The organism is Frankia nepalensis, from assembly GCF_016786325.1.
Lineage (GTDB): Bacteria > Actinomycetota > Actinomycetes > Frankiales > Frankiaceae > Pseudofrankia > Pseudofrankia nepalensis.
The window spans coordinates 1-23,507 of the sequence record NZ_JADWYU010000110.1; the positions used below are offsets into that span (position 1 = coordinate 1).

At 75.6% G+C, this 23,507-nt stretch carries 8 protein-coding genes; 4 read left to right on the forward strand and 4 right to left on the reverse strand.

The annotated features are described in order from the left end of the window. Positions 1-92: 92 nt before the first annotated feature. The gene (locus tag I6A81_RS13730; RefSeq protein WP_203007205.1) at positions 93-3,863 is read right to left on the reverse strand and encodes a multifunctional oxoglutarate decarboxylase/oxoglutarate dehydrogenase thiamine pyrophosphate-binding subunit/dihydrolipoyllysine-residue succinyltransferase subunit; all 3,771 of its coding nucleotides are present in this window, start codon (positions 3,861-3,863) and stop codon (positions 93-95) included. 423 nt (positions 3,864-4,286) lie between these two features. Here I6A81_RS13730 and I6A81_RS13735 point away from each other — a divergent pair, with 423 nt between their 5' ends. Then, on the forward strand, positions 4,287-6,614 hold the full coding sequence (locus tag I6A81_RS13735; protein WP_203007206.1) for a hydantoinase/oxoprolinase family protein: 2,328 nt from the start codon (positions 4,287-4,289) through the stop codon (positions 6,612-6,614). 363 nt (positions 6,615-6,977) lie between these two features. Here the strand turns inward: I6A81_RS13735 and I6A81_RS13740 are convergent, their stop codons facing one another. Then, complete coding sequence (locus tag I6A81_RS13740) at positions 6,978-7,928, reverse strand: thiamine-phosphate kinase (protein WP_203007207.1); 951 nt, start codon at positions 7,926-7,928, stop codon at positions 6,978-6,980. A gap of 934 nt (positions 7,929-8,862) precedes the next feature. Between I6A81_RS13740 and I6A81_RS13745 the strand changes: the two genes are divergently transcribed. Further along, positions 8,863-10,752 (forward strand): acetamidase/formamidase family protein, encoded by a 1,890-nt coding sequence (locus I6A81_RS13745; protein ID WP_203010199.1) that lies wholly within the window; start codon positions 8,863-8,865, stop codon positions 10,750-10,752. A 64-nt stretch (positions 10,753-10,816) separates the two neighbouring features. Here I6A81_RS13745 and I6A81_RS13750 read toward each other — a convergent pair whose 3' ends face one another. After that, the gene (locus I6A81_RS13750; protein ID WP_203006164.1) at positions 10,817-16,288 is read right to left on the reverse strand and encodes an AAA domain-containing protein; all 5,472 of its coding nucleotides are present in this window, start codon (positions 16,286-16,288) and stop codon (positions 10,817-10,819) included. Between the two features lie 488 nt (positions 16,289-16,776). Between I6A81_RS13750 and I6A81_RS13755 the strand changes: the two genes are divergently transcribed. After that, the gene (locus I6A81_RS13755) at positions 16,777-20,604 is read left to right on the forward strand and encodes a UvrD-helicase domain-containing protein (RefSeq protein ID WP_203006166.1); all 3,828 of its coding nucleotides are present in this window, start codon (positions 16,777-16,779) and stop codon (positions 20,602-20,604) included. 220 nt (positions 20,605-20,824) lie between these two features. Next, a complete protein-coding gene (locus tag I6A81_RS13760; RefSeq protein WP_203006163.1) occupies positions 20,825-21,577 on the forward strand; it encodes a class I SAM-dependent methyltransferase in 753 nt (250 codons plus the stop codon). A 133-nt stretch (positions 21,578-21,710) separates the two neighbouring features. Here I6A81_RS13760 and I6A81_RS13765 read toward each other — a convergent pair whose 3' ends face one another. Continuing rightward, complete coding sequence (locus I6A81_RS13765; RefSeq protein ID WP_238430483.1) at positions 21,711-23,456, reverse strand: hypothetical protein; 1,746 nt, start codon at positions 23,454-23,456, stop codon at positions 21,711-21,713. Between the last annotated feature and the right edge of the window lie 51 nt (positions 23,457-23,507).

Genomic DNA, 23,507 nt, shown 5'->3' on the forward strand with positions numbered 1-23,507 from the left:
CGCCGCGCGCGCGGGGGCGCCGGGGCCCCGCGCCCCCCCCCCCCCCCCCCCGGGGGCCGGATGGACGCGCGGGCGTCCTTGCCGCCAGCCGCCTAGGAGGCGAAGGCGGCCTCGATGAGGGCGCGCTGCTCCTTCTCGTGGACCTTGGACGAGCCCGACGCCGGGGCGGCGGCGGCCTTGCGCGAGACCCGGCGCAGCCGCAGGCCGGCCGGCAGGAACTCCGGCAGGTGCAGGCCCATGTGCGGGTAGCCGCCCTGGTTCGCCGGCTCCTCCTGGACCCAGACGATGTCGGTCGCGTTCGGGTAGCGGCGCAGCACCTCGGCGACCTCGGCGCCCGGAGTCGGGTAGAGCTGCTCGACCCGGACGAGCGCGAACTGGCCTCCGTCGTCCCGCCTGCCCCGCGCGTCGGCCAGGTCCCAGTGCACCTTGCCGGCCGACAGCAGCACCCGGCGCACGGCGGCCGGGTCCGTGATCGACGCGTCGTCGATCACGGGCCGCCAGGAGCCGGACGTCAGCTCCTGCACGGTCGCGGTCGCGGCCTTCAGCCGCAGCATCGACTTCGGCGTGAACACCACCAGCGGGCGGCGGACCGGCGAGAGCGTCTGACGGCGCAGCAGGTGGAAGTAGCTGGCCGCGGACGACGGGTTGGCCACGGTCATGTTCTCGTCGGCGCACAGGGTCAGGAACCGCTCGATCCTGGCGGAGGAGTGGTCGGGGCCCTGGCCCTCGTAGCCGTGCGGCAGCAGCAGGGTCAGCGCGTTGCGCTGGCCCCACTTCGCCTCGCCGGCGGAGAGGAACTCGTCGATGATCGACTGGGCGCCGTTGGCGAAGTCGCCGAACTGCGCCTCCCACAGCACCAGCATGTCGGGCCGGGCGACCGAGTAGCCGTACTCGAAGCCCATCGCCGCGTACTCGGACAGCAGCGAGTCGTGGACGTAGAACGTGCCGACAGGGCCGCCGTCGGCGCGACGCAGGGTGCGCAGCGGGGTGTAGTCCTCGCCGGTGTAGCGGTCGACGAGTACGGAGTGGCGCTGGCCGAACGTGCCCCGCCGGCTGTCCTGGCCGGTGAGCCGCACCGAGCGGCCGTCGAGCAGCAGGCTGCCGAGCGCGATCGTCTCCGCGCAGGCCCAGTCGATCGCGCCGGTCTCGACCATCTGGGCGCGCCGCTCCAGCTGCGGGCGCAGCCGGGGGTGCACGGTGAAGTCGGCCGGCAGGTTCACCTGGGTGTCGATGACCTGCTTGACGACCTCCAGCGGCACCGCCGTGCCGACCGCGGCGGCCGCGGCGGCGTCGGCGGGCGTGGTGACGATCCGCGGCTGCGGGGTGGGCCGGTCGCCGGCCGCGTCGCGGGTCTCGGCGAACGCCTTCTCCAGTTCGAGGCGGTAGGTCTTCATCGCCTCCTCGGCCTGGTCGCGGGTGATGTCCCCGCGGCCGATCAGCGCCTCGGTGTAGAGCTTGCGCACGGACCGCTTCGCCGCGATCTCGTCGTACATGAGCGGCTGGGTGAACGACGGCTCGTCCATCTCGTTGTGGCCGCGCCGCCGGTAGCAGATCATGTCGACCACGACGTCCTTGTGGAACGCCTGCCGGTATTCGAACGCCAGCGCCGCCACCCGGACGCAGGCCTCCGGGTCGTCGCCGTTGACGTGGAAGATCGGCGCCTGCACCATCCGGGCGACGTCGGTGGCGTACACCGACGAGCGGCTCTCGGTCGGCGAGGTGGTGAAGCCGACCTGGTTGTTGATGACCAGGTGCACGGTGCCACCGGTGCGGTAGCCGCGCAGCTGCGAGAGGTTGAGCGTCTCGGCGACCACGCCCTGGCCGGCGAACGCCGCGTCCCCGTGGATGAGCACGGGCAGGACGGTGAAGCCCTCCATGCCCTTGTTCAGGATGTCCTGCTTGGCGCGGACGACGCCTTCCAGGACCGGGTCGACGGCCTCCAGGTGCGACGGGTTGGCGACCACCGAGACGGGGACCTTGCGGCCCTGCGGGCCGGTGTAGATGCCCTCGGCGCCCAGGTGGTACTTCACGTCGCCGGAGCCGTGGGCGGTCTGCGGGTCGAGGTGGCCCTCGAACTCCGCGAAGATCTGCCGGTAGGACTTGCCGACGATGTTCGCCAGCACGTTGAGCCGGCCGCGGTGCGCCATGCCGATGACGACCTCGTCCATGCCCGTGCCGGCGGCCTGCGCGAGCACCTCGTCGAGCAGGGGGATCGCCGACTCGGCGCCCTCGAGGGAGAACCGGCGCTGGCCGACGTACTTGGTCTGGAGGAAGGACTCGAACGCCTCGGCGGCGCCGAGGCGCTCCAGCACGTGCAACTGCTCGGCCGGGTCTGGCCGCTCGGCGGAGCGCTCGACCCGGGCCTGGATCCACTTGCGCTCGGCCGGCTCCTGGATGTGCATGTACTCGATGCCGACCCGGCGGCAGTACGAGTCGCGCAGCACCCCGAGGACGTCGCGCAGGGCCAGGGTGCGGTGGCCGGCGAACCCGTCGACCGGGAACTCGCGGTCGAGGTCCCACAGCGTCAGGCTGTGGCTGTTGATGTCCAGGTCCGGGTGGCTGCGGATCGTGAACTCGAGCGGGTTCGTGTCCGCCATCAGGTGGCCGCGGACCCGGTAGGCGTGGATCAGCTCCTGCACCCGGGCGCTGTGGTCGAGGTCGCCCTCGTGGCTGGTCGGGATGTCGGTGATCCACCGGACCGGCTCGTAGGGGACCCGCAACGAGCGGAAGATCTCGTCGTAGAAGTCGTCCTCGCCGAGCAGCAGCTGGTGGATCCGGCGCAGGTACTCGCCCGACTGGGCACCCTGGATGATCCGGTGGTCGTAGGTGCTGGTCAGCGTGGTGACCTTGGAGATCGCCATCCTGGCGAGTGTCTCGGTGGAGGCGCCGGCGAACTCGGCGGGGTACTCCATCGCGCCGACGCCGATGATCGTGCCCTGGCCCTCCATCAGCCGCGGCACCGAGTGGACGGTGCCGATGCCGCCCGGGTTGGTCAGGCTGATCGTGACGCCGGAGAAGTCCTCCGTGGTGAGCTTGCCCGCCCGGGCGCGGCGCACGATGTCCTCGTAGGCGCCCCAGAACTGGGCGAAGTCCATGTTCTCGGCTTCCCTGACCGCCGCGACGACCAGCTGCCGGCCCTTGCTGGTGACCAGGTCGATCGCCAGGCCCAGGTTGACGTGCTCCGGCGTGACCAGCGCCGGCTTACCGTCGACCGTCGCGAACGAGTTGTTCATCTCCGGGAAGTCGGCGAGAGCCTTCACCATCGCGAACCCAATGAGGTGCGTGAAGGAGATCTTGCCGCCGCGAGAGCGGGCCAGGTGCCGGTTGATGACGATCCGGTTGTCAATCATCAGCTTCGCTGGCACGGCGCGCACCGACGTCGCCGTCGGCACATGCAGCGACGTCTCCATGTTGGTGACGACCCGGGCCGCGGCGCCCCGCAGCGTGGTGGCCGGCGCGCCGGGGCGCGCGCTCGACGCCTGGGCCGGCTTCGCCGCCGGCGCTGCCGCGGTGGGCGCCGCCGTGGGGGGCGCCGTGGCGGTGGGTGGCGTGGCGGTGGGTGTCGGAGCGGGTGCCGCCTGGGCCGGCTCCGCGGGCTCCGCCGGCTCGGCCGTGGCGGGCGCGGCCGCTGGCGCGGCCTCGGCGGCCTCCGGCGCGCCGGAGGCCTCGACGATCGCGCGGGCGCTCTCCGGGTCCGTGTGGTCGGTCGCGGTCGGAGCGCCTGGGTGGTAGTCGGAGAGGAACTCACGCCATTCGGGCGACACACTGTCTGGATCCGCGAGGTACTGCTGGTAGATCTCGAACACCAGCCACTCGTTGGTTCCGAAGTCTGGTCCTGACGCGGGTACCGTCGGTGCTGTCACGGGGCCAATCGCCTCTATCCACGGTCTGACTTCACGTTTTGCTGAAGGGCAGCCATTGAAAGGCCCTTCCGCTACCGCCCATCCAGGCTACTCGCCGGGGCCGAAGGTCCCTCTCCCGGCCCATTGCGGCATATCAGTCTGCAGTCGTCCGACGTCGCGTCTCAGCCGTCGCCGGCCGGAGCCGGTGGCGAGGCGTGGTCGCGGCGCTGCCCTCCGATATCCGGTGGCGTGCCCAAGGCGGACATCTGGGTCACTCCGCCCACCGGGGAGCCCAGGCCGGGCCTGGGCCGTGACCAGACGCTACCGGCTGGCTCCCGGGCGCCGCCGGTGTGAGTTTCCCGGCATCGGCGTCGCGGCGTCGGGCCCGCGTCACATCTGACGTCCGGCCGGACCCGGTGACCGGCGGCGTGCGACGCTGCCGGCGTGGCGGCGGGCGCGGCGGTGGGCGAACAGGACGGCTTCGCGGGCGACGGCGGTACGGCGGCGAGGGGACGGAGCCTGCCAGGCCTGCGCGTGGGCGTCGACACCGGCGGGACCTTCACGGACCTCGCGGCGATCGGGCCGGACGGGCAGACGCTGTTCGCGAAGGTGCCATCGGTTCCGTCGGACCCGTCCGTCGCGGTTCTCGCGGCGCTGGCTCGAGCCTTCCAGCGGATCTCCCCCGAGATCTCCCAGCAGACCCCCCAGATCGCTTACCCGCCGGATCGACGAGGTCGATCCGGCGGGGACCCTGTCGTCGATCCGGCGGGGACCCCGGGCTTCGCGGATCCGCCGGGAGCCCCAGGGGCCCTGAGCCCGCCGGGAACCGCGGCGACACCGGGTGGCCGGCGCGGCACGGGCCAGGACGACCCGGCCAGCCGGTGGGTCGAGCGGTTCGCGCACGGCACCACCGTCGCGACCAACGCGCTGCTGGAGCGGGCCGGTGCCAGGACGGCGCTGGTCACCACCCATGGGTTCCGCGACGTCATCGAGATCGGCCGGCAGAACCGGCCGTCGCTCTACGACCTGACCAGGGACCGGCCGGCGAGCCTGGTCCCGCGCGCGCTGCGGTTCACCGTGCGCGAGCGCTGCGGACCCGACGGCGTGCTGGTCGAGCTCACCGACGCCGAGATCGTCCGGGTCGTCGACGAGGTCGCGGCCGTGGGTGGTGTCGAGGCGGTCGCCGTCTGCCTGCTGTTCTCGTTCGCCTGGCCGGAGCACGAGCGGCGGCTCGCCGCCGGCCTGCGCGCCGGCCTGCCCGGGGTGACCGTCGTCGCCTCCAGCGAGGTGCTGCCCGCGTTCCGCGAGTACGAGCGGTTCGCGACGACCGCGGCGGACGCCTACCTGACGCCCAAGCTGTCGACGTACCTGACCAGGCTGGGTGGGCGGGCCGCCGCCGCGGGCGTCGGCGAGCCGCTCGTCATGCGGTCGTCCGGCGGGGTGGCCAGCCTCGCCGAGGCGGCCGCGCACGCCGCCACCTGCGTGCTGTCCGGCCCGGCCGGCGGCGTCGTGGGCGCCGCCTACGTCGCCGGCCTCTCCGGGGTGCGCGACCTGCTGACCTTCGACATGGGCGGCACGTCGACCGACGTCGCGCCGGTCCTCGACGGCCGGGCGCTGACCACCTCCGAGTCGGTGGTGGCCGGTGTCCCGATCATGTTGCCGACCGTGGACGTGCACTCCGTGAGCGCCGGCGGCGGCTCGATCGCCTGGGTCGACTCCGGCGGCGCGCTGCGGGTCGGCCCGTCCTCCGCCGGCGCCGACCCCGGGCCCGCCTGCTACCAGCGCGGGGGGCGGGAGGCGACGGTGACCGACGCCGACCTGGCGCTGGGGTATCTCGGCGACGGCGCGAGCCTTGGTGGCAAGGTCACGCTGTCCGCCGCGGCGGCGACGGCGGCGCTCGAGCGGCTCGGCGCCCGCCTCGGCCTGACGGCGCTCGCGGCCGCCGCCGGGGTGGTCGCCGTCGCGGACGCCGAGATGACCCGCGCGCTGCGGGTCGTCTCCGTGGAGCGGGGGCTCGACCCGCGCGCGCTCGCGCTGGTGGCCTTCGGCGGGGCCGGCGGGACGCACGCCTGCGCGCTGGCCGAGGCGCTCGGGATGACGACCGTGCTGGTGCCCCGGGCGGCCGGGGTGCTCTCGGCGCTGGGGCTCGCGCTCGGTGACGTGCGCCGTGACCACGCGGCGCCGTTGCGCGGCCGGCTCGGTGACGTCGACCTCGCCGGCGCGTTCGCCCGGCTCGCCGCCGAGGCCGCCTCGGCGGCCCGGGCGGCCGGCGCCGTCGGCGACGCCGGCGACCTGGTGCTGGAACGCCAGCTGGACTGCCGCTACGTCGGCCAGGCGCACGAACTGACGGTCTCCGCCGGTGCCGCCGGCGCGGGCGCCGGGAGCGAGCCGGCCGGCGGGGAGCCGTCGAACGAGACGCTGGCCGCCACCGCTCGGGCGGAGTTCGAGCGGGCGCACCTGCGCCGCTACGGCCACGTCGCGCCCGACCGGGACGTCGAGGTCGTCGCCGCGCGGCTCGTCGCCACGGTCCCCGGGCTGCGCCCGGCGCTCGCCGCCGAGCCCGCGGCCCTTGGCGCGCCCCGCGGCCGGCGCGAGGTCTTCCTGGACGGCGCCTGGCACGAGGTCGACGTCGTCGCCCGGGCCGCCCTCGGCCCCGGCGACGCGCTGGCCGGCCCGGCCGTCGTCGAGTTCGCCGAGGCGACCTGCCTCGTCCGTCCTGGCTGGTCCGCGCGCGTCGACGCGGTGGGCACGCTCACTCTTACGCGCGCGTGAGGGCGGGTGCCGGCGACCCGGGCCATGCGCCTCGGCGGGCCGATCGGCCATGCGCCTCGGCGGCCCGATCAGCGGCGAATTAGGCTCAGTAAGGACTTTTGGCCCGTCGCCTCTCGCTGGGAACAGGCCGACTAGCTGCGCCGTTACCATGACAGTGCCGGCCCGCATCATGGCCCCCGGACCTAAAACACGTCGCTACGAGCGACCTTGCCCCGTGAGGCGACCTGGCGGGCCGGCATCTACTTCATCCTGTTGCTCGCCGCCCGCCGGGCGGCTTCCCGGGGATCAGATGTCGCTCTGGGGTGTTCCCCGGGCCTCTGGACCCCGGCGTCGCGCCGCGCGCGGCCTTTGGATTCAGACCCGTCAACCACGCGGATAGTGGTCCCAGCCCTGAGCGCCGGCATAGGGGGCGCCGTCGACGACGACGCCCGAGCCCTCGGTCACCTCGCCGACGAGGCGGGTCCCGGGCGGCAGCGGGGCCGTGGGCGGCAGGCAGGCGACGAACGCGTTGTCGTCGCCACCGGTCAGCACCCAGCGCAGCGGGTCGGCGGCCAGCCGCTCGGCCGCCGCGCGCAGCGGCGCGGCGACGTCGAGGGCCGCGGCGCGCAGCTCGACCCGGACACCGGACGCGGTGGCGACGTGGCCCACGTCGGCCAGCAGGCCGTCGCTGACGTCGCACATCGCGGTCGCGCCGGCGGCCGCCAGGGCCTGGCCGGCGGCGTACGGCGGGCTGGGGCGGCGGTGCGCGTCGAGCAGCTCGACCGGCCCGTCGGCGCCCGCGTCGAGCAGCTCGAGGCCGGCCTGCGCCCAGCCCAGGCGGCCGGCGAGCACCACCCGGTCACCCGGCCTGGCGCCCCCGCGCAGGACCGGCGCGGCGCCACCGAGGTCGCCCAGCGCGGTGATGGCGAGCAGCACCCGGTCGGCCGAGCTCACGTCGCCGCCGGCGACATACGCCCCGACCTCGGCGCACTCGTCGCGCAGCCCGTCCGCGAGCCGCAGCGCCCAGTCGACCGGCAGGTCGCCCGGCGCGGCGAAGCCGACCAGCAGGCCGGTCGGCCGGGCGCCCATCGCCACCACGTCGGAGAGGTTCTGCGCCGCCGCCTTGCGGCCGACGTCATACCCGGACGAGTAGTCGCGGCGGAAGTGCCGCCCCTCCAGCAGCAGGTCGGTGGTGGCCACGACCCGGCCGTCGGGCGCGGCCAGCAGGGCGGCATCGTCGCCGGGCCCCACCAGCAGCCCTTCGCCGCCCGGGAACCGGGCTGTGATCGCCCTGATCAGGCCGAACTCACCGAGATCGGCTAGATGGCCGGTCATTGGGAGACCGGTGGGGTGACGGACGGGGAGCCGGACGGTCGCACGCCGGAACTCTAGCGTCGCGCCGCGCCGCGGGTCATCCTGCGCCGATCGCGTACGGATTGTCAGAACATGCGGCGAATATCCCGACCACGGCGGAATGCGGACGCCGGGATTGCCAGAAGACGCTCCCCGCCGGCGGGGAGCGGCCGCGCGCGGAGGGCGCCGGCCGCGCACGGGAGCACCGGTGGCGAATTGGTCGCTCCGCCCCCGGATTTCCCGGACGTGTCGCGGGGCCTTTGGAATTCTTCGGGGTTCTTTCCCGCGGGAACCCGGCCCGAATGGCGCCGGGAGTTCGCCGATGGGCCCGGGTGATCGCCGCGGCCCCGGTGCGTGGCGAGGTCGCGAGCGGCCTGGGTCGGGTCGCTCGACGGGTTGGTCACCGGACCTGGTGGCCCCGACCGTAGCGGTAGGTGCGGCTGGGGTCGCGGCTCGCGTCCGGAGCGCGGCATCGGCTCGGCGCCTGGCGCGGGTCCGCCGGTGAGCGACCACGCCTCGCGACCGGCCGGCGGGGTTCGCCGCCGGCGCTCGGCTGGCGGCGCTGGTCGGGGGGCCGGCACGCCAGATCACCGAGGGGCCGATGGAACCAAACTGTTCCGTGGTAAGGGCACCTTTGACGCACGCGAGGCGGGGACATGGTGGAATGCTGCCGATGGCAACCTCGCCGACATCTGGCCGTCATATCCCGCTGGGACTCTGACGCCCGTGCCGCTCGACATCCTCTGCCACCCCCCTCGTCTGGTGGCGCCGGTCGCGCGCGCCTCCAGTCCGAGCGCGTGCGCGCCTTCGCGAGAGGTCCAGGCCCCCTCGCCGGACGCCGGCCCGTACCCGTCAGATCGGCGACGCCGATCCGGCGGGAACCCCGGGGCCGGGCCCAGGCGCGGGTAGGGCGCCGGTGGCACTGCAGCCAGGGAAGGGGAAGGTCGAGGGCAAGCACTACCTGCCGTCCACCCCGGAGACGGTCAGCTGGGGGGAGCTGCCGACCGCGCGCACCCGGCCGGTGCTGACCGTCGACACCGGGGCCACCCTCACCATCGACACGGTCAGCCAGGAAGGCATCCTGGAGGACCAGGGCCGCGACCCGGACGCCTACTTCGGCCGCCACGGCGTCACCCCCGCCGAGGTGCTCGAGGACGCCAGGGCGATCGCCGCCTCCGGTATCCCGCACCGCTTCGGCGTCGACGGCCCGCACGTCGTGACCGGGCCGGTGTTCGTGCGCGGCGCCGAGCCGGGTGACGTGCTGCGCGTCGAGGTCATGTCGCTGCTGCCGCGCGCCCGCTACGGGATCATCTCCAACCGGCACGGGCAGGGCCTGCTCGCCGGGGAGTTCCCCGAAGGCCCCCCGCCGGACGACGCCGCCGACTCCCGGCACTGGGAGAACTACCGCACGGTCAGCAGCTTCTGCGCGGTGGAGCGCCGGCGCGGCAAGCTGTTCGGCGCGCTCGACGCGGGGGGCGGCGCCCGCGTGCGCTTCCCGCTCGTCCCGTTCATGGGGATCATGGCCGTCGCCGTGGACCTTGGCGCGAACGGCGCCGAGGCGGACCTCGCCACCTCCGCCATTCCCTCCACCTCGGTCGGCCTGCACGGCGGCGCGCTGGACTGCCGGGAGCTGGGGGCCGGCTCCCGGCTCTACCTGCCCGTGCAGGTCCCCGGGGCGCTGTTCGCCGTCGGCGACCCGCACTACGCGGCCGGGGACGGCAAGATCGGGCTCACCGCGCTCGAGGGCCCGCTGCGGGCCACCTTCCGGCTCACCACGCTGCGCGAGCCGGCCGCGCGGGCGGCCCTCGGCTCGCTGCGGGAGCCGTTCGTCGAGACCGACACCTACTGGCTCACGATCGGGCTGGACGTCGACGTCACCGAAGCGGTGCGGCGGGCCGCCCGGTCGGCGGTGCTGTTCCTGTCCAGCCGGCTCGGCCTGGAACGCGCCGCCGCGCTGGCCTACCTGTCGGCCGCCGCCGACGTCGGGATCAGCCAGGTCGTCAACGGCGTCCACACCGCCTACTGCCGGATCCGCCGCGCGGACTTCCCCGATCAGGTGCCGGTCCGGCCGCGGCTGCCGCGTGCCTCGCTCGGCCGGCTGGTCAGCACCGGCGACGACCTCGAGGACGACGCGTTCGACCTGGACCCGCAGCCGGAGCCCGACGCGGCCGCCCGCGACGTCACCGGCCGCCACGGCGGCGGCCGAGGCCGCCCGGCCGGGGCGGCCCGCGACCGGGTACGCGCCGCTGGCGCCGATCAGGTCGACGTCGCCTCGGGCACCGGCGAGGCGGACGCCGCGTCCGGCGCCCAGTCCGAGGCCGCGTCCGGCGCCGCCCAGTCCGATGCCTCGTCCGGCGCCGCCCAGGCCGAGGCCGCGTCTGGCACCCAGGCCGATGCCTCGTCCGGCGTCGGCGAGGCGGATGCCGCGCCCGCCGAGCCAGCCGACGCCGTGCCCGCCGTCCGGGCCGGGTCTCGCGTCGGCGCCGCGCCCGGCGCCCGCGCCGCGTCCGCGCCCGGCGACGAGGACCGGCTCGCGGGCGACGGAGCCGAGGGCGACGAGCTCGATGGCGGCCGCCTCGACGAGGAGGGGCCTCTCGGCCAGGTCCCCCCGCGTGACCGGGACGGGCAGCGTGACCGGGACGGGCAGGGTGACCAGGACGGGCAGCGGGACGGGGACGGCGGCGAGTCGACTCACCCGGACGGGCCTGAGGCCGCCGCGCTCCCGACGCCGCCCACCCCGCGCGGCGCGCGCAAGGCGACCAGCGGCCGCCCCGTCCCCGGCCGGCCCGCCGGCGCCGGCCGCTGACGGTCCCCGTCCACGAGCCGCTCGGACCGACCGCCTCGCCGCTTTCCGCCCCGACGCTCCCGCCCTACGCCAGGTCGTCGTCGAGGCCGTCGAGCTCGGACAGCGCGATCGGGGCCCAACGGCGGGTGACGTCGCCCGCCTCGGCGCGGACCGCCTCGGCCCGAGCGGCCAGGTTCAGCTCGTCGGTGGCCGGCGGCGGTGCCGACCAGCCCATGGTGGCCGCCGCGTCCTCGGCATCCGGGGGCATTTCGGCGGCCGGCCGTGGCGCGGTCGCGGCCATGCCGAGGGAGACGCCCGCGCCACCCGGCTGGCCGGGCGCCGCCTGGCCGCCGACGCCGGGCGTGCTGGCGGCGCCAGCGGCGCCGGAGGGGGCGATCCCGGCCGCGGCCAGCCGGGGCCACAGGCCGGCGAGGGCGGACGCCGGATCGCTTTCGAAGTCGGACTGGCGGATCCGCCAGAAGGGCCAGCCCGCGCGGCGCAGCTGACGTTCCCGGGCGAAGTCGTGGGCGACCTGCTCGGGGGTGCCGACCTCGTCGCCGTCGCACTCGACGGCGAGCCGGGCCCGTCCGCCGGCCACCACCAGGTCGATCCGGCGGCCGTTCACCTCGACCTGCGGTGCCACCCGGTAGCCGGCGCGCACCAGCTCGCGGAACACCCGCTGCTCGAACAGCGAGTCGAAGCGCGGATGCGGGATGTCCGGGGCGACCTCGTCGAGCCGCGGCGGCTGGTCGGCGTCCGACCGCCCGGCGTGGCCGCGCGACAGCACGTAGCTCAGGTAGTTGTGCCGCAGGTCGCCGGGATCCAGGTCGTCCAGGTTCACCGAGTGGAACAGCCACACCTGGTCGCGGGCGCGCGAGGCGGCGACGTTGAACCGGCGCTGGTACTCCTGCCTGGTCAGCGCCATCGTCGGCGTGCCGGGCGCGACCACCATCGACAGGAACACCACGTCGCGCTCGTCGCCCTGGAAGTCCGGCGGCGTGCCGACCCGCAGCCGGCGGCGCTGCTGCTCGGCCGCCGACATCCGGGCGGCCAGCAGGGACCGGATCAGCTCGGCCTGCCCGCCGCCCTGCAGGACGACGACGCCGAACGAGGCGCCGTCGTGGCGGGGGTCGGCCGCGCTGGCGAGCACGTGGGAGACCAGTGCCTCCGCCTCGGCCGGGTTGCGCAGCGCGCCCGCCACGCCGGTGGTGTGGGCGTGCGGGACGTAGCGGGCGCGCAGCGGCGGCAGCCGGTCGGCGCCGAACTGGCGCAGCGGCACCAGCGGCGCGTCCCGGTAGAACATCGCCGACGACCACTCGATGATCTCCGGCATGCAGCGGAAGTGCTCGCGCAGCCGGATCACCTCGCCGAACCGGGTCCGCAGCAGGCTGAACAGGCTCGAGCGCGGGGTGAACGAGACGCGCAGCCAGCCCGGCAGGTCGGGCAGCAGCGCGTCGAGCCGGCGGAACACCTGGTCCAGCGCGTCGTCCTCGCCATCGGCGCCGAGCCCACCGGCCCCGGCGCCCCTGCCTGATCCGAGGTCCCCACCCGGTGGGCGAAGTCGATCTGGCAGGCCCGCTGGGAGGTCCGCGGCGGGCTTGGCCGAGGTGACCGGCAGGGCCACCGGAGGGGTGCACTGGCGGTCGTCGCCCACGATGATCACCCTGGGGGCGAGCCAGAGCAGGAACAGGCTGTCCAGGCCCGCCTGGCTGCCCTCGTCGACGATCACGACGTCGAAGCTGTCGCGCACCGCGGGGATCGTGGCGAGCACCTCGGCGATCGGCATCACCCAGGCGGGCACCGCCGTCTGGGCGAGCGCCATGGCCTCACGCGCGGCCTGCCGGTAGCGCTCGGCGTGCCGGCCGGCGAGCCGTCCGCCGGCGGCGACGGCGTCCGCGTAGGCGCGCAGCGCGGCCGACTCGCGGGTACCCATCCGCTCCAGGCAGTGCCGCCACGCCTTCGCCCCGGCGAGCTCGGCGGTGGCGGCGCCGACCGCGTCCTCGGCCGCGTCGAGCTGGGTGTCGAGGTCCCCGACTCCGAGCCCTCCGACCTGGAGGCCCCCGACTTCGAGGCCCCCGGTGGTGCCGTCGGCGGCGCGGCGGGCCGCGTCGGCGTCGGCGAGCCAGCCGGCGGCCAGCGCCCAGGCCCACGCCTCGTCGAACCGGTCCAGCCGCCGCCGCCAGCCATCGTGGTCCGGCTCGGCCAGGCCGGCGGCGGCGACCAGCAGGTCCGCCAGCCCAGGGTGGGCGCGCGTCAGCCGGTCGAGCAGCTCGGCGCGGCGGGCGGACGCCTGGCGGGCGGCGAGCGCGTCGAGCAGGGCCAGCCGGGCGGTCCGGTAGCCGGCGAGGTCGCGGGTGGCGAGCGCCCCGGCGACCCGGCGCAGCTCGGCGGCCGGGGCGCCCGGTTCGCGGACCCGCTGGTGGATCTCCCAGCTCGCCGACCTCCCAGATCCGCTTCGCGGATCCGGCAGGAACCCTGCCGCGGACCGGGCGGAGACTCCGGATCCGGCGGGAACCGCGGGCCGCGCCGGTCCGTCGGCCTCCCAGATCGCCGGCCTTCCGGGCCGCCGGTCTGGTGGGAACCCCGTCCCCGATCCGGCGGGAGCCCCGGCGGCGGCGCGCAGGCTCGCTCCCAGCCGGTCGATCTCGTCGCTGGCGGCGGTGGCCGCGAGCCGCCGCCGGGCGAGCTCCACCGCGCCGGACAGGTCGCGCAGCGCCGCCGCCGAGCCGAGGTCGACGATCTCCGTGTCGCCGTACGCGCCCACGGGGTTGTCCCGGTCGCGCGCGGCGGCCATCAGCACGGCGCGGATCCGGTCGCGCGCGGCGACGACGGTGGCGACGACGGCGAGCGCGTCGCGCGCCTCGGTCAGCCGGGCGAGCCGGACCTCCGGCGGCGGCGGCGCGGCTTCGCCGGCCACGTCGCCCGGCTCGCCGGGTGATCCGCCGGGCGGGCCGCCGAACCCGACGGGAACACCCGCGAGCGCCCACGCGCGGGCGGCGGCGTCGAGCGCCGCCTCGGCCCGCAGCCGGATCAGCACCAGGTCCAGCAGCTCCGGCGTCGTCGGCGCCACCCCGTCGACCGTCGCCGCCGTCAGCAGGTCGGCCGCGTCCCTCTGCGCCCGGGAGCGGAACATCCGGCGCAGGTTGCCGCCGTCGTCCAGGTGCGCCCGCAGCGCCTCGCCGGCGGCCAGCAGCCGGGCGGCCGGCTCACCCGTCCCGTCGACCGCCGCGGCCGTCACCGCGGGCGGCAGCGTGACGTCGCGCAGGCCCAGGGCCGTGAGCGCCTCGGCCGCCTCGGCGAGCGCCGGCGCGGCGGCGGCCACCTTGTTCCAGACCGCCGCGTCCCGTCCGGTCAGCGCGTCGTCGAGCGCCCGCGGCAGCCAGGGGGCGCGCCGGCCGGCCTGGCGCGCCGTCCGCAGCGCCCGGGTGACCGCGTCGACAGCGACCGCGAGGCGCTCGATGTCGTCCGTGCCGAGCATGCCCAGCGCCTCGGCGACGTCCTCGACCGCCGCTCCGGCCGCGGCCCGGGCGGCGGCGGCCGCCTCGGCCACGGCGGAGCGCTCGCGCTCCAGCAGGAGCTCGACCGCGTCCACGCCCGGCAGGGTGATCTCCCCGAGGCGCACCGCCTCCTCGTCGTCGACCCGAGCCCCGGGAACCCCGGCGGTGCCCGGCGCCGCGCCGGCGGTGACGGCGCTCAGCAGCGTCCACAGCTCGCCGGCCTCGGCCGCGGTCAGCGGCGCGCGCGGCGGCGCGGGCTGGCGCGCGGCCGGCCGGGCGGCGCCGGTGCCGGGGGAGCCCGCATCCGGCCGGGGGACCGGGAGCGGGAGCCAGCCGTGCTCGGCACGCTCGCGGCGAACCCGCGCGGCGATCGCGCCGCGCGTCCCGGACCAGCCGGGGGCGACCTCGGTCTCCGGATGGCCGACGGCCTCGGCCGCGCGGCGCCGCTGGATGGTCGCCGTCAGCTCGTCGCGGCGCGCGATCGCGGCGTCCCGGCGGGCGCGCGCCGCGTCGATCCGGCGAGCCTGGCCGTCCGGGTGGTAGGCGGCCTTCTCCGCGGCCAGCGCGCTGATGCTGGCGGCGAGCTCGGCCGCGCCCAGCGCCGGGGCCCCTTGCGGACCGGCGTCGCCGACCGCGAGGGCCGTGGGCTCGGTGAGCGACACGCACAGCCGCCGCAGCGACTCCGGCAGCTTGTCCCGCAGCACCCGCAGCGCCTGCGCCTTCTGGCTGGTGACCAGCACCCGCTGTCCCTCGGCCAGCAGCGCCGACACCAGGTTCGCGATGGTGTGCGTCTTGCCGGTGCCGGGCGGGCCCTCCACCACGACCCCGCTGTCATGGCGCAGCCGCTCCATGACGTGTGCCTGCTCCGGGTTGGCCGGCAGCGGGAACAACGGGTCGTCCGAGAGCTGACCGGGGCTGGCCGCGCCCTCCGCGGCCAGCCACGCCAACCGCTCGCCGGCCTCCAGCGTCTCCACCAGCTGGACGAGCCCGAGCGGCGGGCGGCCTTCTCCGCGCAGCGCGTCGAGCATCTGCTCGTAGTAGTTCAGCAGCGCCGCGTTGCCGCGGGCGCGCAGCACCAAGGCCGGGGCGAGGTCGATGCGTGGCCGGTCGGTCGGCGGGCCGGGCGGCTGCCAGGCGGGGGAGTAGCCATCGTGGCCGACGTCGAGCGCCAGCGTCAGCCAGTCGCGCAGCAGCCGCTCGTCGTCCCCGCCGAGCGGCGCGGCCGGCCGGGCGCGCAGCCGCTCGTGCAGCGCGTTGGTGCGCTCCTCGTGGAAGGCGGCGAGCCCGTCCAACAGGGCGCCGTCCTCCAGCCGGGTCGCGACCCCTTCGGGCACCCGCAGCCGGATCGCGGAGGTCACCGGGTCGACCTCGACCGCGAGCCGGGTGGTCAGCAGGTGGCGGCGCAGCGTCCGGCCGTCCGGGGCGCGCCAGGAGAGCAGCCCGGTGGCGAGCACCAGCTCCAGCCCGTCGCCCTCCTGCGCGAGCCGGCCGGCCACGCCGTGCAGCACGCCGTGCAGGGCGCGCCGGTCCGCGTCAGCCCTCGCCCGGCCGGCCCAGATCTGCCAGGTGGGCAGCCAGTCCTGGTAGGCCTCGGGCACCTCGGGCCGGTCCACGAGCCGGACCGGCTCGCCGAATCCCTCGACCACCGGCTGGCCACCGGGCCGGCGCGGAACCCCGTCCGGCCAGGCCCCGTCCGGCCACGGCCCGTCGGACCAGCCGGGGCGGGAACGCAGGCTGGTCTCGCGCAGCGGGGGTGAGTCCGACGGCATGTCGCCCGGCTCGGGCAGCACCACCCAGCCGGCCAGGGTCTCCGGCAACGGTGGCGGCGACGGCAGCACGGCCGCGGCCGGCGCCTCCAGCGCCACCTCGCCCGCGGTCGCGTGCTCGAACAACGACACCCCGCCGGGCAGCTCCGAAAGCCACACCACCAGCGGGTTGTCCTCGACCGTCGGCACCTGGTCGGCCTGGGACAGCGCCAGCTCGCGCAGGAACCGCACCAGCCGGTGACACCGGTTGGTGAGCATGGCGAACCGTTCCTGCTCAGCCGACGCCGCCGTCATCCCAACCCTCCGGTCCCCGATCCCCCGAATAATCCTCCATGCCGTCACCGCGCCCGCCGGTCACCCGGCGAGGCCGCGTCCGCCGCGCTCCCACGGCGGGCCGTCGGTGGGAGCGCGGTGGGTGACCGGCGGGCCGTCCGGTGGGTGAGGTCGTGCTGTCGTCCCCCGGTGGCCCCGCCTCCGGGGCGGCCCGGAGGCCCCGCCGGCGGCGCGGGAGAATGTCCTTCGTCCCGGCGGGCGCTGGCGCTCCCGGGACGGTGGGCGCGGATCCGCCGGATCGCGGACCTCCCAGCAGACCTCCCGGGTCGGCCTCGCCGATCCGGCGGGGACCCCGGGCCTGTGGACCCGCCCGATCGGCTCAGCCGATCCGGCGGGGACCTCGGACCCGGCGGGGACCCGTCGTCGAGCTGGCGGGGACTCGACCTCCCGGCAGGGACCCCGGGCTTCGCTGATTCGGGCAGGAACCCCGGGTGGGAGGCGTGGCGAGCGTGGTTGGCGCGGCGGGTGGCACGGCGGCGGAACCGTCCTTCTACGTGGACCTGCATGTGCACTCGAAGTACTCGCGGGCCTGCAGCCGGGACTGCGACCTGGAGCATCTGGCCTGGTGGGCGGCGCGCAAGGGCATCCGGGTCGTCGGCACCGGTGACTTCACCCACCCGGCCTGGGAACGGGAGCTCGCCGAGAAGCTCGTGCCGGCCGAGCCGGGGCTGTTCCGGCTCGCGCCCGAGCTGGAGCGTGACGTGCTGCGCCGGCTGCCCGCGTCCTGCCGGACGGCGACCCGGTTCATGCTCTCCACCGAGATCTCGACGATCTACAAGAAGGGCGAGAAGACCCGCAAGGTCCACCACCTGCTCTACGCGCCGGACCGGGAGGCCGCCGGGCGGATCACCGCGGCGCTGGCCCGGATCGGCAACCTCGCGGCCGACGGCCGCCCGATCCTCGGTCTCGACTCCCGGCACCTGCTGGAGATCACGCTGCAGGCCGATCCCGGCTGCTACCTGGTGCCGGCGCACGTGTGGACGCCCTGGTTCGCGGTCCTCGGCTCGAAGTCCGGGTTCGACGCCGTCGAGGACTGCTACGGCGACCTCGCCGACGAGGTGTTCGCCCTGGAGACGGGCCTGTCGGCCGACCCGGAGATGTTCTGGCGGATCTCCGGGCTCGACCGGTACCGCCTCGTCAGCAACTCCGACGCGCACTCGCCGCCCATGCTCGGCCGGGAGGCGACGGCGCTCGCCTGCGACCTCGACTATTTCGCCGTCAAGGACGCGCTGCGTACCGGCGAGGGCTACACGGGCACCGTCGAGTTCTTCCCGGAGGAGGGGAAGTACCACCTCGACGGCCACCGGGCCTGCGGGGTGCGCTTCACCCCCGAGGAGACGAAGGCCACCGGGGGCGCCTGCCCCGCCTGCGGCAGGCCACTGACCGTCGGGGTGCTGCACCGCGTCGACGCGCTCGCCGACCGGGAGCAGAGCACCGCCCCGGAGACGGGAGGGCAGTTCCGGTCGTTCGTCGCGCTGCCCGAGATCGTCGGCGAGATCCTCGGGGTCGGGCCGAAGAGCAAGGCGGTCGCCACCGAGGTCGGCTCGCTCGTCGAGCGGCTCGGCCCCGAGCTGGGCATCCTCGGGGAGGTCGAGCTGTCCGCGATCGCCGACGCCGGGTCGGCCGAACTGGTCGAGGCGATCGGCCGGCTGCGGCGCGGCGAGGTGCTGCGCGAGGCCGGCTTCGACGGCGAGTACGGCGTCATCCGGATGTTCTCCCCCGGTGAGCTGGCGGGCGAGACGGCGACCCTGTTCGACCTCGCCCCACCCGCCTCATCCGCCCCGGCGGACCCGTCGTCCGACGACGATTCGGCGCTGTTCGCGATGTCCGGCGCGCCCGCGCCCGCGTCCGGGCAGCGCGGGGCACGGGCCGCGAAGGCGGCCAGGCGCAGCGCGCTCGGCGCGGCCGCCCCTGGCCCTGGCGCGGCCGCCGTCGTCGGCCAGGAGCCCGGGAGCGGGGCCGCCGGGCCTCTCGGACCGCCTACCTCCCAGATCGGCTTCGTCGAGCCGGCAGGGATCCCGTCGTCGCTCTGGGAGGGACCCCGGGCAACCCTGGAGGCCGCCGGGCTGGCGCCCACCGAGCGCGCCGGCGCGTCGGTCCTCGACGGGCTGGACCCGGACCAGCGAGCGGCCGCCTCCGTCGCGTCCGGGCCGCTCGTCGTCCTGGCCGGGCCGGGTACCGGCAAGACCCGGATGCTGGTGCACGCCATCGCGCACCGGGTGCGCGAGCGCGCCGTCCCGGCCGGCGAGTGCCTGGCGGTGACGTTCACCCGGCGGGCGGCCGACGAGCTGGTCGAGCGGCTGGCCGGGCTGCTCGGCGACGCGACGCCGGCGGACGGGGCCGCGGGGTCTCCCGAGGACGGCGAAGCCCGGCGCGCCCCGGAGGCGCCGGTGGGCACGGCGGCCGGACGGGTCACGGCCACCACGTTCCATGGGCTCGGGCTGCTGGTCATCCGCGAGCAGCACACGAGCCTGGCCCGCGGGCCCGCCGTCCAGGTCGCCGACGCGGCGCGGGTCGAGCTGCTCGCCGAGGCGCTCGGCGACGCGGCGGCGACCGTGTCCGCCCGCGCGGCCGCCGCGCGCCGGATCGGCGAGCTCAAGCGGCGCCGGGCGCTCGGCGAGCAGGTGCGCGGCGACGAGCTGGCCGGCGTGCTCGCCCGCTACGACGCGGCGCTGCGCGAGCACGACCTGGTCGACCTCGACGACCTGCTGGCCCTGCCGCTCGCGCTGCTGACGCGCGAGCCGGAGCTGGCCGAGCACTACCGGCGCCGGTTCCGCCACGTCTGGGTCGACGAGTACCAGGACGTGGACGAGGCGCAGTACCGGCTGCTGCGGGTCCTGTGCCCGCCGGACGGCAACCTGTGCGTCGTCGGGGACCCGGACCAGGCGATCTACTCGTTCCGGGGCGCCGACGTCGGCTACTTCCTGCGTTTCGAGGAGGACTTCCCGACGGCGCGGCGGGCGTCGCTGAGCCGCAACTACCGGTCGACCGGGACGATCGTGGCCGCCGCGCGCTCGGCGATCGCGCCCGCCACCTTCGTCCCCGACCGGGAGCTGGTCGCCGTCCACCCCGACGGCCCGGACGCGGCACCGCCCGCCGGCCCGACGACGCGGCCGCCTGCCCGGGAGCGGCGCCCGGCGCGTCCCGGCCCGACGGCCGACCGGGTTGCCGTGCCCGGACCGGCGGGAGGGCCGGGCGGCCCGCCGGTGCTGGTGCGTGCCTGCGCGACCGAGGCCGAGGAGGCGCTGGCCGTCGTCGACACCATCGAGGAGGCCCTCGGCGGGACGTCGTTCCACGTACTCGACAGTGCTTTCTCGGGCCAGGCGCGGGCCGGTGCCTTCTCGGGCCAGGCGCGGGCCGGTGGCCTCTCGGGCCAGATCGACGGGTCGGTGACCAGCCGGCTCTCGTTCGCCGACGTCGCGGTGCTCTACCGGACGGCTCGCCAGGCCGAGCCGGTGATGGCCGCGCTCGCGCGGCGCGGCCTGCCGTTCCAGCGTCGGTCGCACGGCCCGCTCGCCGACGCCCCGGGCGTCGCGGCGCTGCTCGCCGAGCTGCGCGCGCGGCGCGACGGCGCTGCCCGTTCCGTCTCCGCCGCCCTGCGCGACGCCGCCGCCCGCGTCGGTGAGCGTTGCGCCGCCCGGGGCACCGCGCTGGCCGCGGTTCTGGCCGACGCCGCCCTGGCTGATGGAGCGTCCGGGGGAGCGCGGCACGAGACGACGGACGCCTCGGGCCTCGAGGACACGGCCGAGGTCCCGTCCGCCTCGGAGGCCCAGCTGCGCCTCGGCATGGAGCTGCTCGCGCCGGCGGCCGCGGCGGCGGGCGACGACCTCGCCGGGTTCCTCACCGCCGTGTCGCTGGCCACCGAGGCGGACACGCTGGACCCGCGCGCCGACCGGATCTCGCTGCTGACCCTGCACGCGGCGAAGGGCCTGGAGTTCGGTCTCGTCATCATCGTCGGCTGCGAGGACGGCCTGCTCCCGATGACCTGGGGCGGTCGGTCGGCCCGCGTCGCCTCGGGGGCGGCCGCCGGCCCGCGCGACGGGACGGACCCGGCCCGCGGCCCGCTGGCCGAGGAACGGCGGCTGTTCTTCGTCGGTATCACCCGGGCGCGCGGCCGGCTGGTGCTCAGCCATGTCGCGCGCCGCCCGGACGCGGGCCGCGCTCCCTCTCCCTTTCTCGCCGACCTCGACCCGGCGCTGCTCGACCGTCAGTCCGGCCGGCCCGGTCAGCGTGCCTCCCGCCCGCGGCCCCAGGGCCAGCAGCTTCGGCTGCTCTGACGGAAACGGACGGGCGCGGCCAGTCCCGGACGTCCGTTCTGCCCCGGTTGCCGGATCTGACCGAGTGGGGTTGAGGTACAACAAGGTGCCATACCAACCGCACATGGACCGTTGAGAAGCCCTCCGGAGGGCCGGTGACGAGCCGCCGCGCGCGGACCCGGCGCGCCGCCTGAACGGTGCCGACCTCCACCCGACCGCGCATGACCGGAGACCCAGCGCTATGAGCCTCGAAGACACCGCACGCGACTGGACACGACACGGCAACGACGACCCGCTGTGGGCGGTCCTCGTCGACCCCGCCAAGCGTGGTGGAGGCTGGGACATCGACGACTTCCTCGCCACCGGCAAGGAGGATGTCGACACGGCCCTCGGCGTCCTCGACCGTCTCGGCGGGACGCCGACCCAGACCGGCGTCGCCCTCGACTTCGGCTGCGGCGCCGGACGACTGACCCAGGCCCTGGCCGCCCACTATGACAAGGTCATCGGCCTGGACATCTCCGAGCCCATGCTCGCCACCGCCCGCCGACTCGACCGTACCGGTGGCCGAGCGGACTTCCAGCACAACGCGACCGCCGATCTCGCGGCGATCCCCACCGCCAGCGTCGACCTGGTCTTCACGAGCATCGTCCTGCAGCACGTGCCGCCGGACGCGGCCGAGAAATACCTGCTCGAGTTCGGACGCGTGCTGCGGCCGGGCGGCGCCGCCATCATTCTCATGCCTACCGGCATCCGGCCCACCATCCAGGGGCTGCTCTTCCGGTACGCCCCGCCCGCCGTCGTCGGGGCTCTTCAGCAGCGTCTGCTGCACTACCCGGCGCCGATGCAGATGAACACGCTTCCTGTCCGGATCATGACGTCTCATCTGAGCCGCGCCGGCCTCCGGATCATCGGCACCACCGACGAGCCCCAGCACGCCCCGCACTGGAACTTCACCCGGTACTACGCGATCCGCCCGAAGACCTCGGTGGCCTGAGCCGCTACGCGCGGTTCAGGGTCTCTGGCTGCGTTCCTCGACCGATCGGCGCGCGCCGGATCGGACCAATCGCGGCAGGATCGGCCGAGGTTGGCGGGCCCGGTTGGTCATGGGCGCTCGAACGCCGCCGCTTTCAGCGGTCGAGCAGGCGGTCGAGGTCGACGCGGATCAACCACTGGTCCAACTTGAACGGCGGGTACGGCCACGAAATGCTGTCCAGGACCAGTTGGTTCACCGGGAGCCAGAGAATTCTCCGCTGGGCGTCGACCGCGGCCCGTCGGACTCCGATATACCGGGTTGACGGGCCGCGAAGCTGCGACAGCCCGGTATCGATCGCCGATGTGCGGAAGGTCATCTCGTGGCCGGCGCCGGCCGGCTGGACCACCTGGAGCGTTCCGTCGAGGCCGGTGAGCAGAATGGCTCCGCTGACCGGATCCATTGTCAGGCTACGGACGAGGCCGCCCCGCCCGGTCTCCTGGAGCAGGTAGTCGGGACGGCATTCGATTCCGAAGTAGTCGGGCCAGTCGGCGGTCGCCGGCGCCGCGGTCACGAGGCTGCGCTCACGGCCGGCCTTGACGTAGACGGCCATCGCGTCCGCGCGCAGGCCATGGGCATTGGTCCGCGCCACGTAGAGATTCCCGGCCATGTCGAAGCAGGCCGACTCCATCCGGGATTTGTCCTGCGCGGCCCGCACCGCGGCGCTCTTCGGGGTGATCTGCCCGGAGCTCGCCGAGTAGGAGAACTCCTGTACCGGGAACGGCTCAGCCACCTTGTTTCCGGAAAAACAGTCACTGATCAGCACAAACCGCTCGTCATCCGGCTCGCTGGTCGGGTCGGTCACGACCTCTCGCGGGTTGACCACGGTCGAGATGCCCAGCGGGCTGGTCGGCGGATACTGCCACCAGGCTCGGGTCCGCCCCTCCAGATCGACGACGAGCAGCGCGCCGGATTTGGTCCCCCGCCCGCCGGCTCCGAAGTACTGGGCGATGACGAGGTGGCCCGAACGCGGCAGCCGCGCCACCGAGGCCGGTCCCCGGCCGGACAGGGGCGACGTGGGCCCGATGGTGGGAAAGGCGCTGGCGGCCACCGTCGGCGGCGCGAGCGCGGCGAGCTGGGCGGCCGTCCAGGAGAGCGAGGGCTCGTAGCGCCAGTCACCGGCGCGGTCGCGCCGAAGCTGGCCGATGCTGGGGAACTCGCCGTGAACCTTGGTGTCCCAGCCGTGGTACGGCATGACGGAGACCAGCACCACCCGCTCGCCCATCACCGGGTCGGGGACGACGATCACGTCGGCGACGTCCGCGCCACCGACCCCCCGGACGGTCGGGTCCGGATTCGAGACGAAGAAGTGCCCGGCGGATGACGGGATCATCAACTGGGTGAATCGCCGCGTGTCCGGGTGGAAGATCCCCGCTTCCATGCTGGCCGCGGTCGGGAACATCTGGTCGTCGCTGAACGGCGTCGTGCCGATGAACACCGTGCCGTCGCTGGCGACCGTGGCCATGAACGCCGACTGGCCGGGGCCGAATCCGAAACCGGGCACGTCGACGGTCTCGATCGTCGAGGACCGCGCCAGCCTGCCGAAGCTGCCCGGCGTGCCGAAGATCGACAGAAGGTCGAGAGCGTCGTCCGCCGAGCTCGGCAGCAGCCGCTGTATGCCGACCGTCGCGCCGAAGGTCGCGGCTCCCAGGCCGGCACCCAGCCCGAGGGCGCCAAGGAGCCGCCGGCGGGTCGGGCGGGCGCCGGGCGACGGCGGTTCGCCGCCGGGCGCTCTGGCCCCGCCGTGCCGCCGGCCAAGCCCGATGTTGCCGTGGTGGCGAGTATCGGCGAGGGACCACCGTTGGCCGGCGCCACGGCCAGCTGGATCGTGTGAGGTAGCCATTCTTCCCGGATAGTAATCCGCCTGCGCAGGATCCCCGTCCGAATGGCCAGA

What these genes read in the sequence shown, in the direction of transcription:
- I6A81_RS13740 (WP_203007207.1), bottom strand. Translation starts at nt 7,928, where the DNA reads ATGACCGGCCATCTAGCCGATCTCGGTGAGTTCGGCCTGATCAGGGCG.
- I6A81_RS13750 (WP_203006164.1), bottom strand. Translation starts at nt 16,288, where the DNA reads ATGACGGCGGCGTCGGCTGAGCAGGAACGGTTCGCCATGCTCACCAAC.
- I6A81_RS13760 (WP_203006163.1), top strand. Translation starts at nt 20,825, where the DNA reads ATGAGCCTCGAAGACACCGCACGCGACTGGACACGACACGGCAACGAC.
- I6A81_RS13765 (WP_238430483.1), bottom strand. Translation starts at nt 23,456, where the DNA reads ATGGCTACCTCACACGATCCAGCTGGCCGTGGCGCCGGCCAACGGTGG.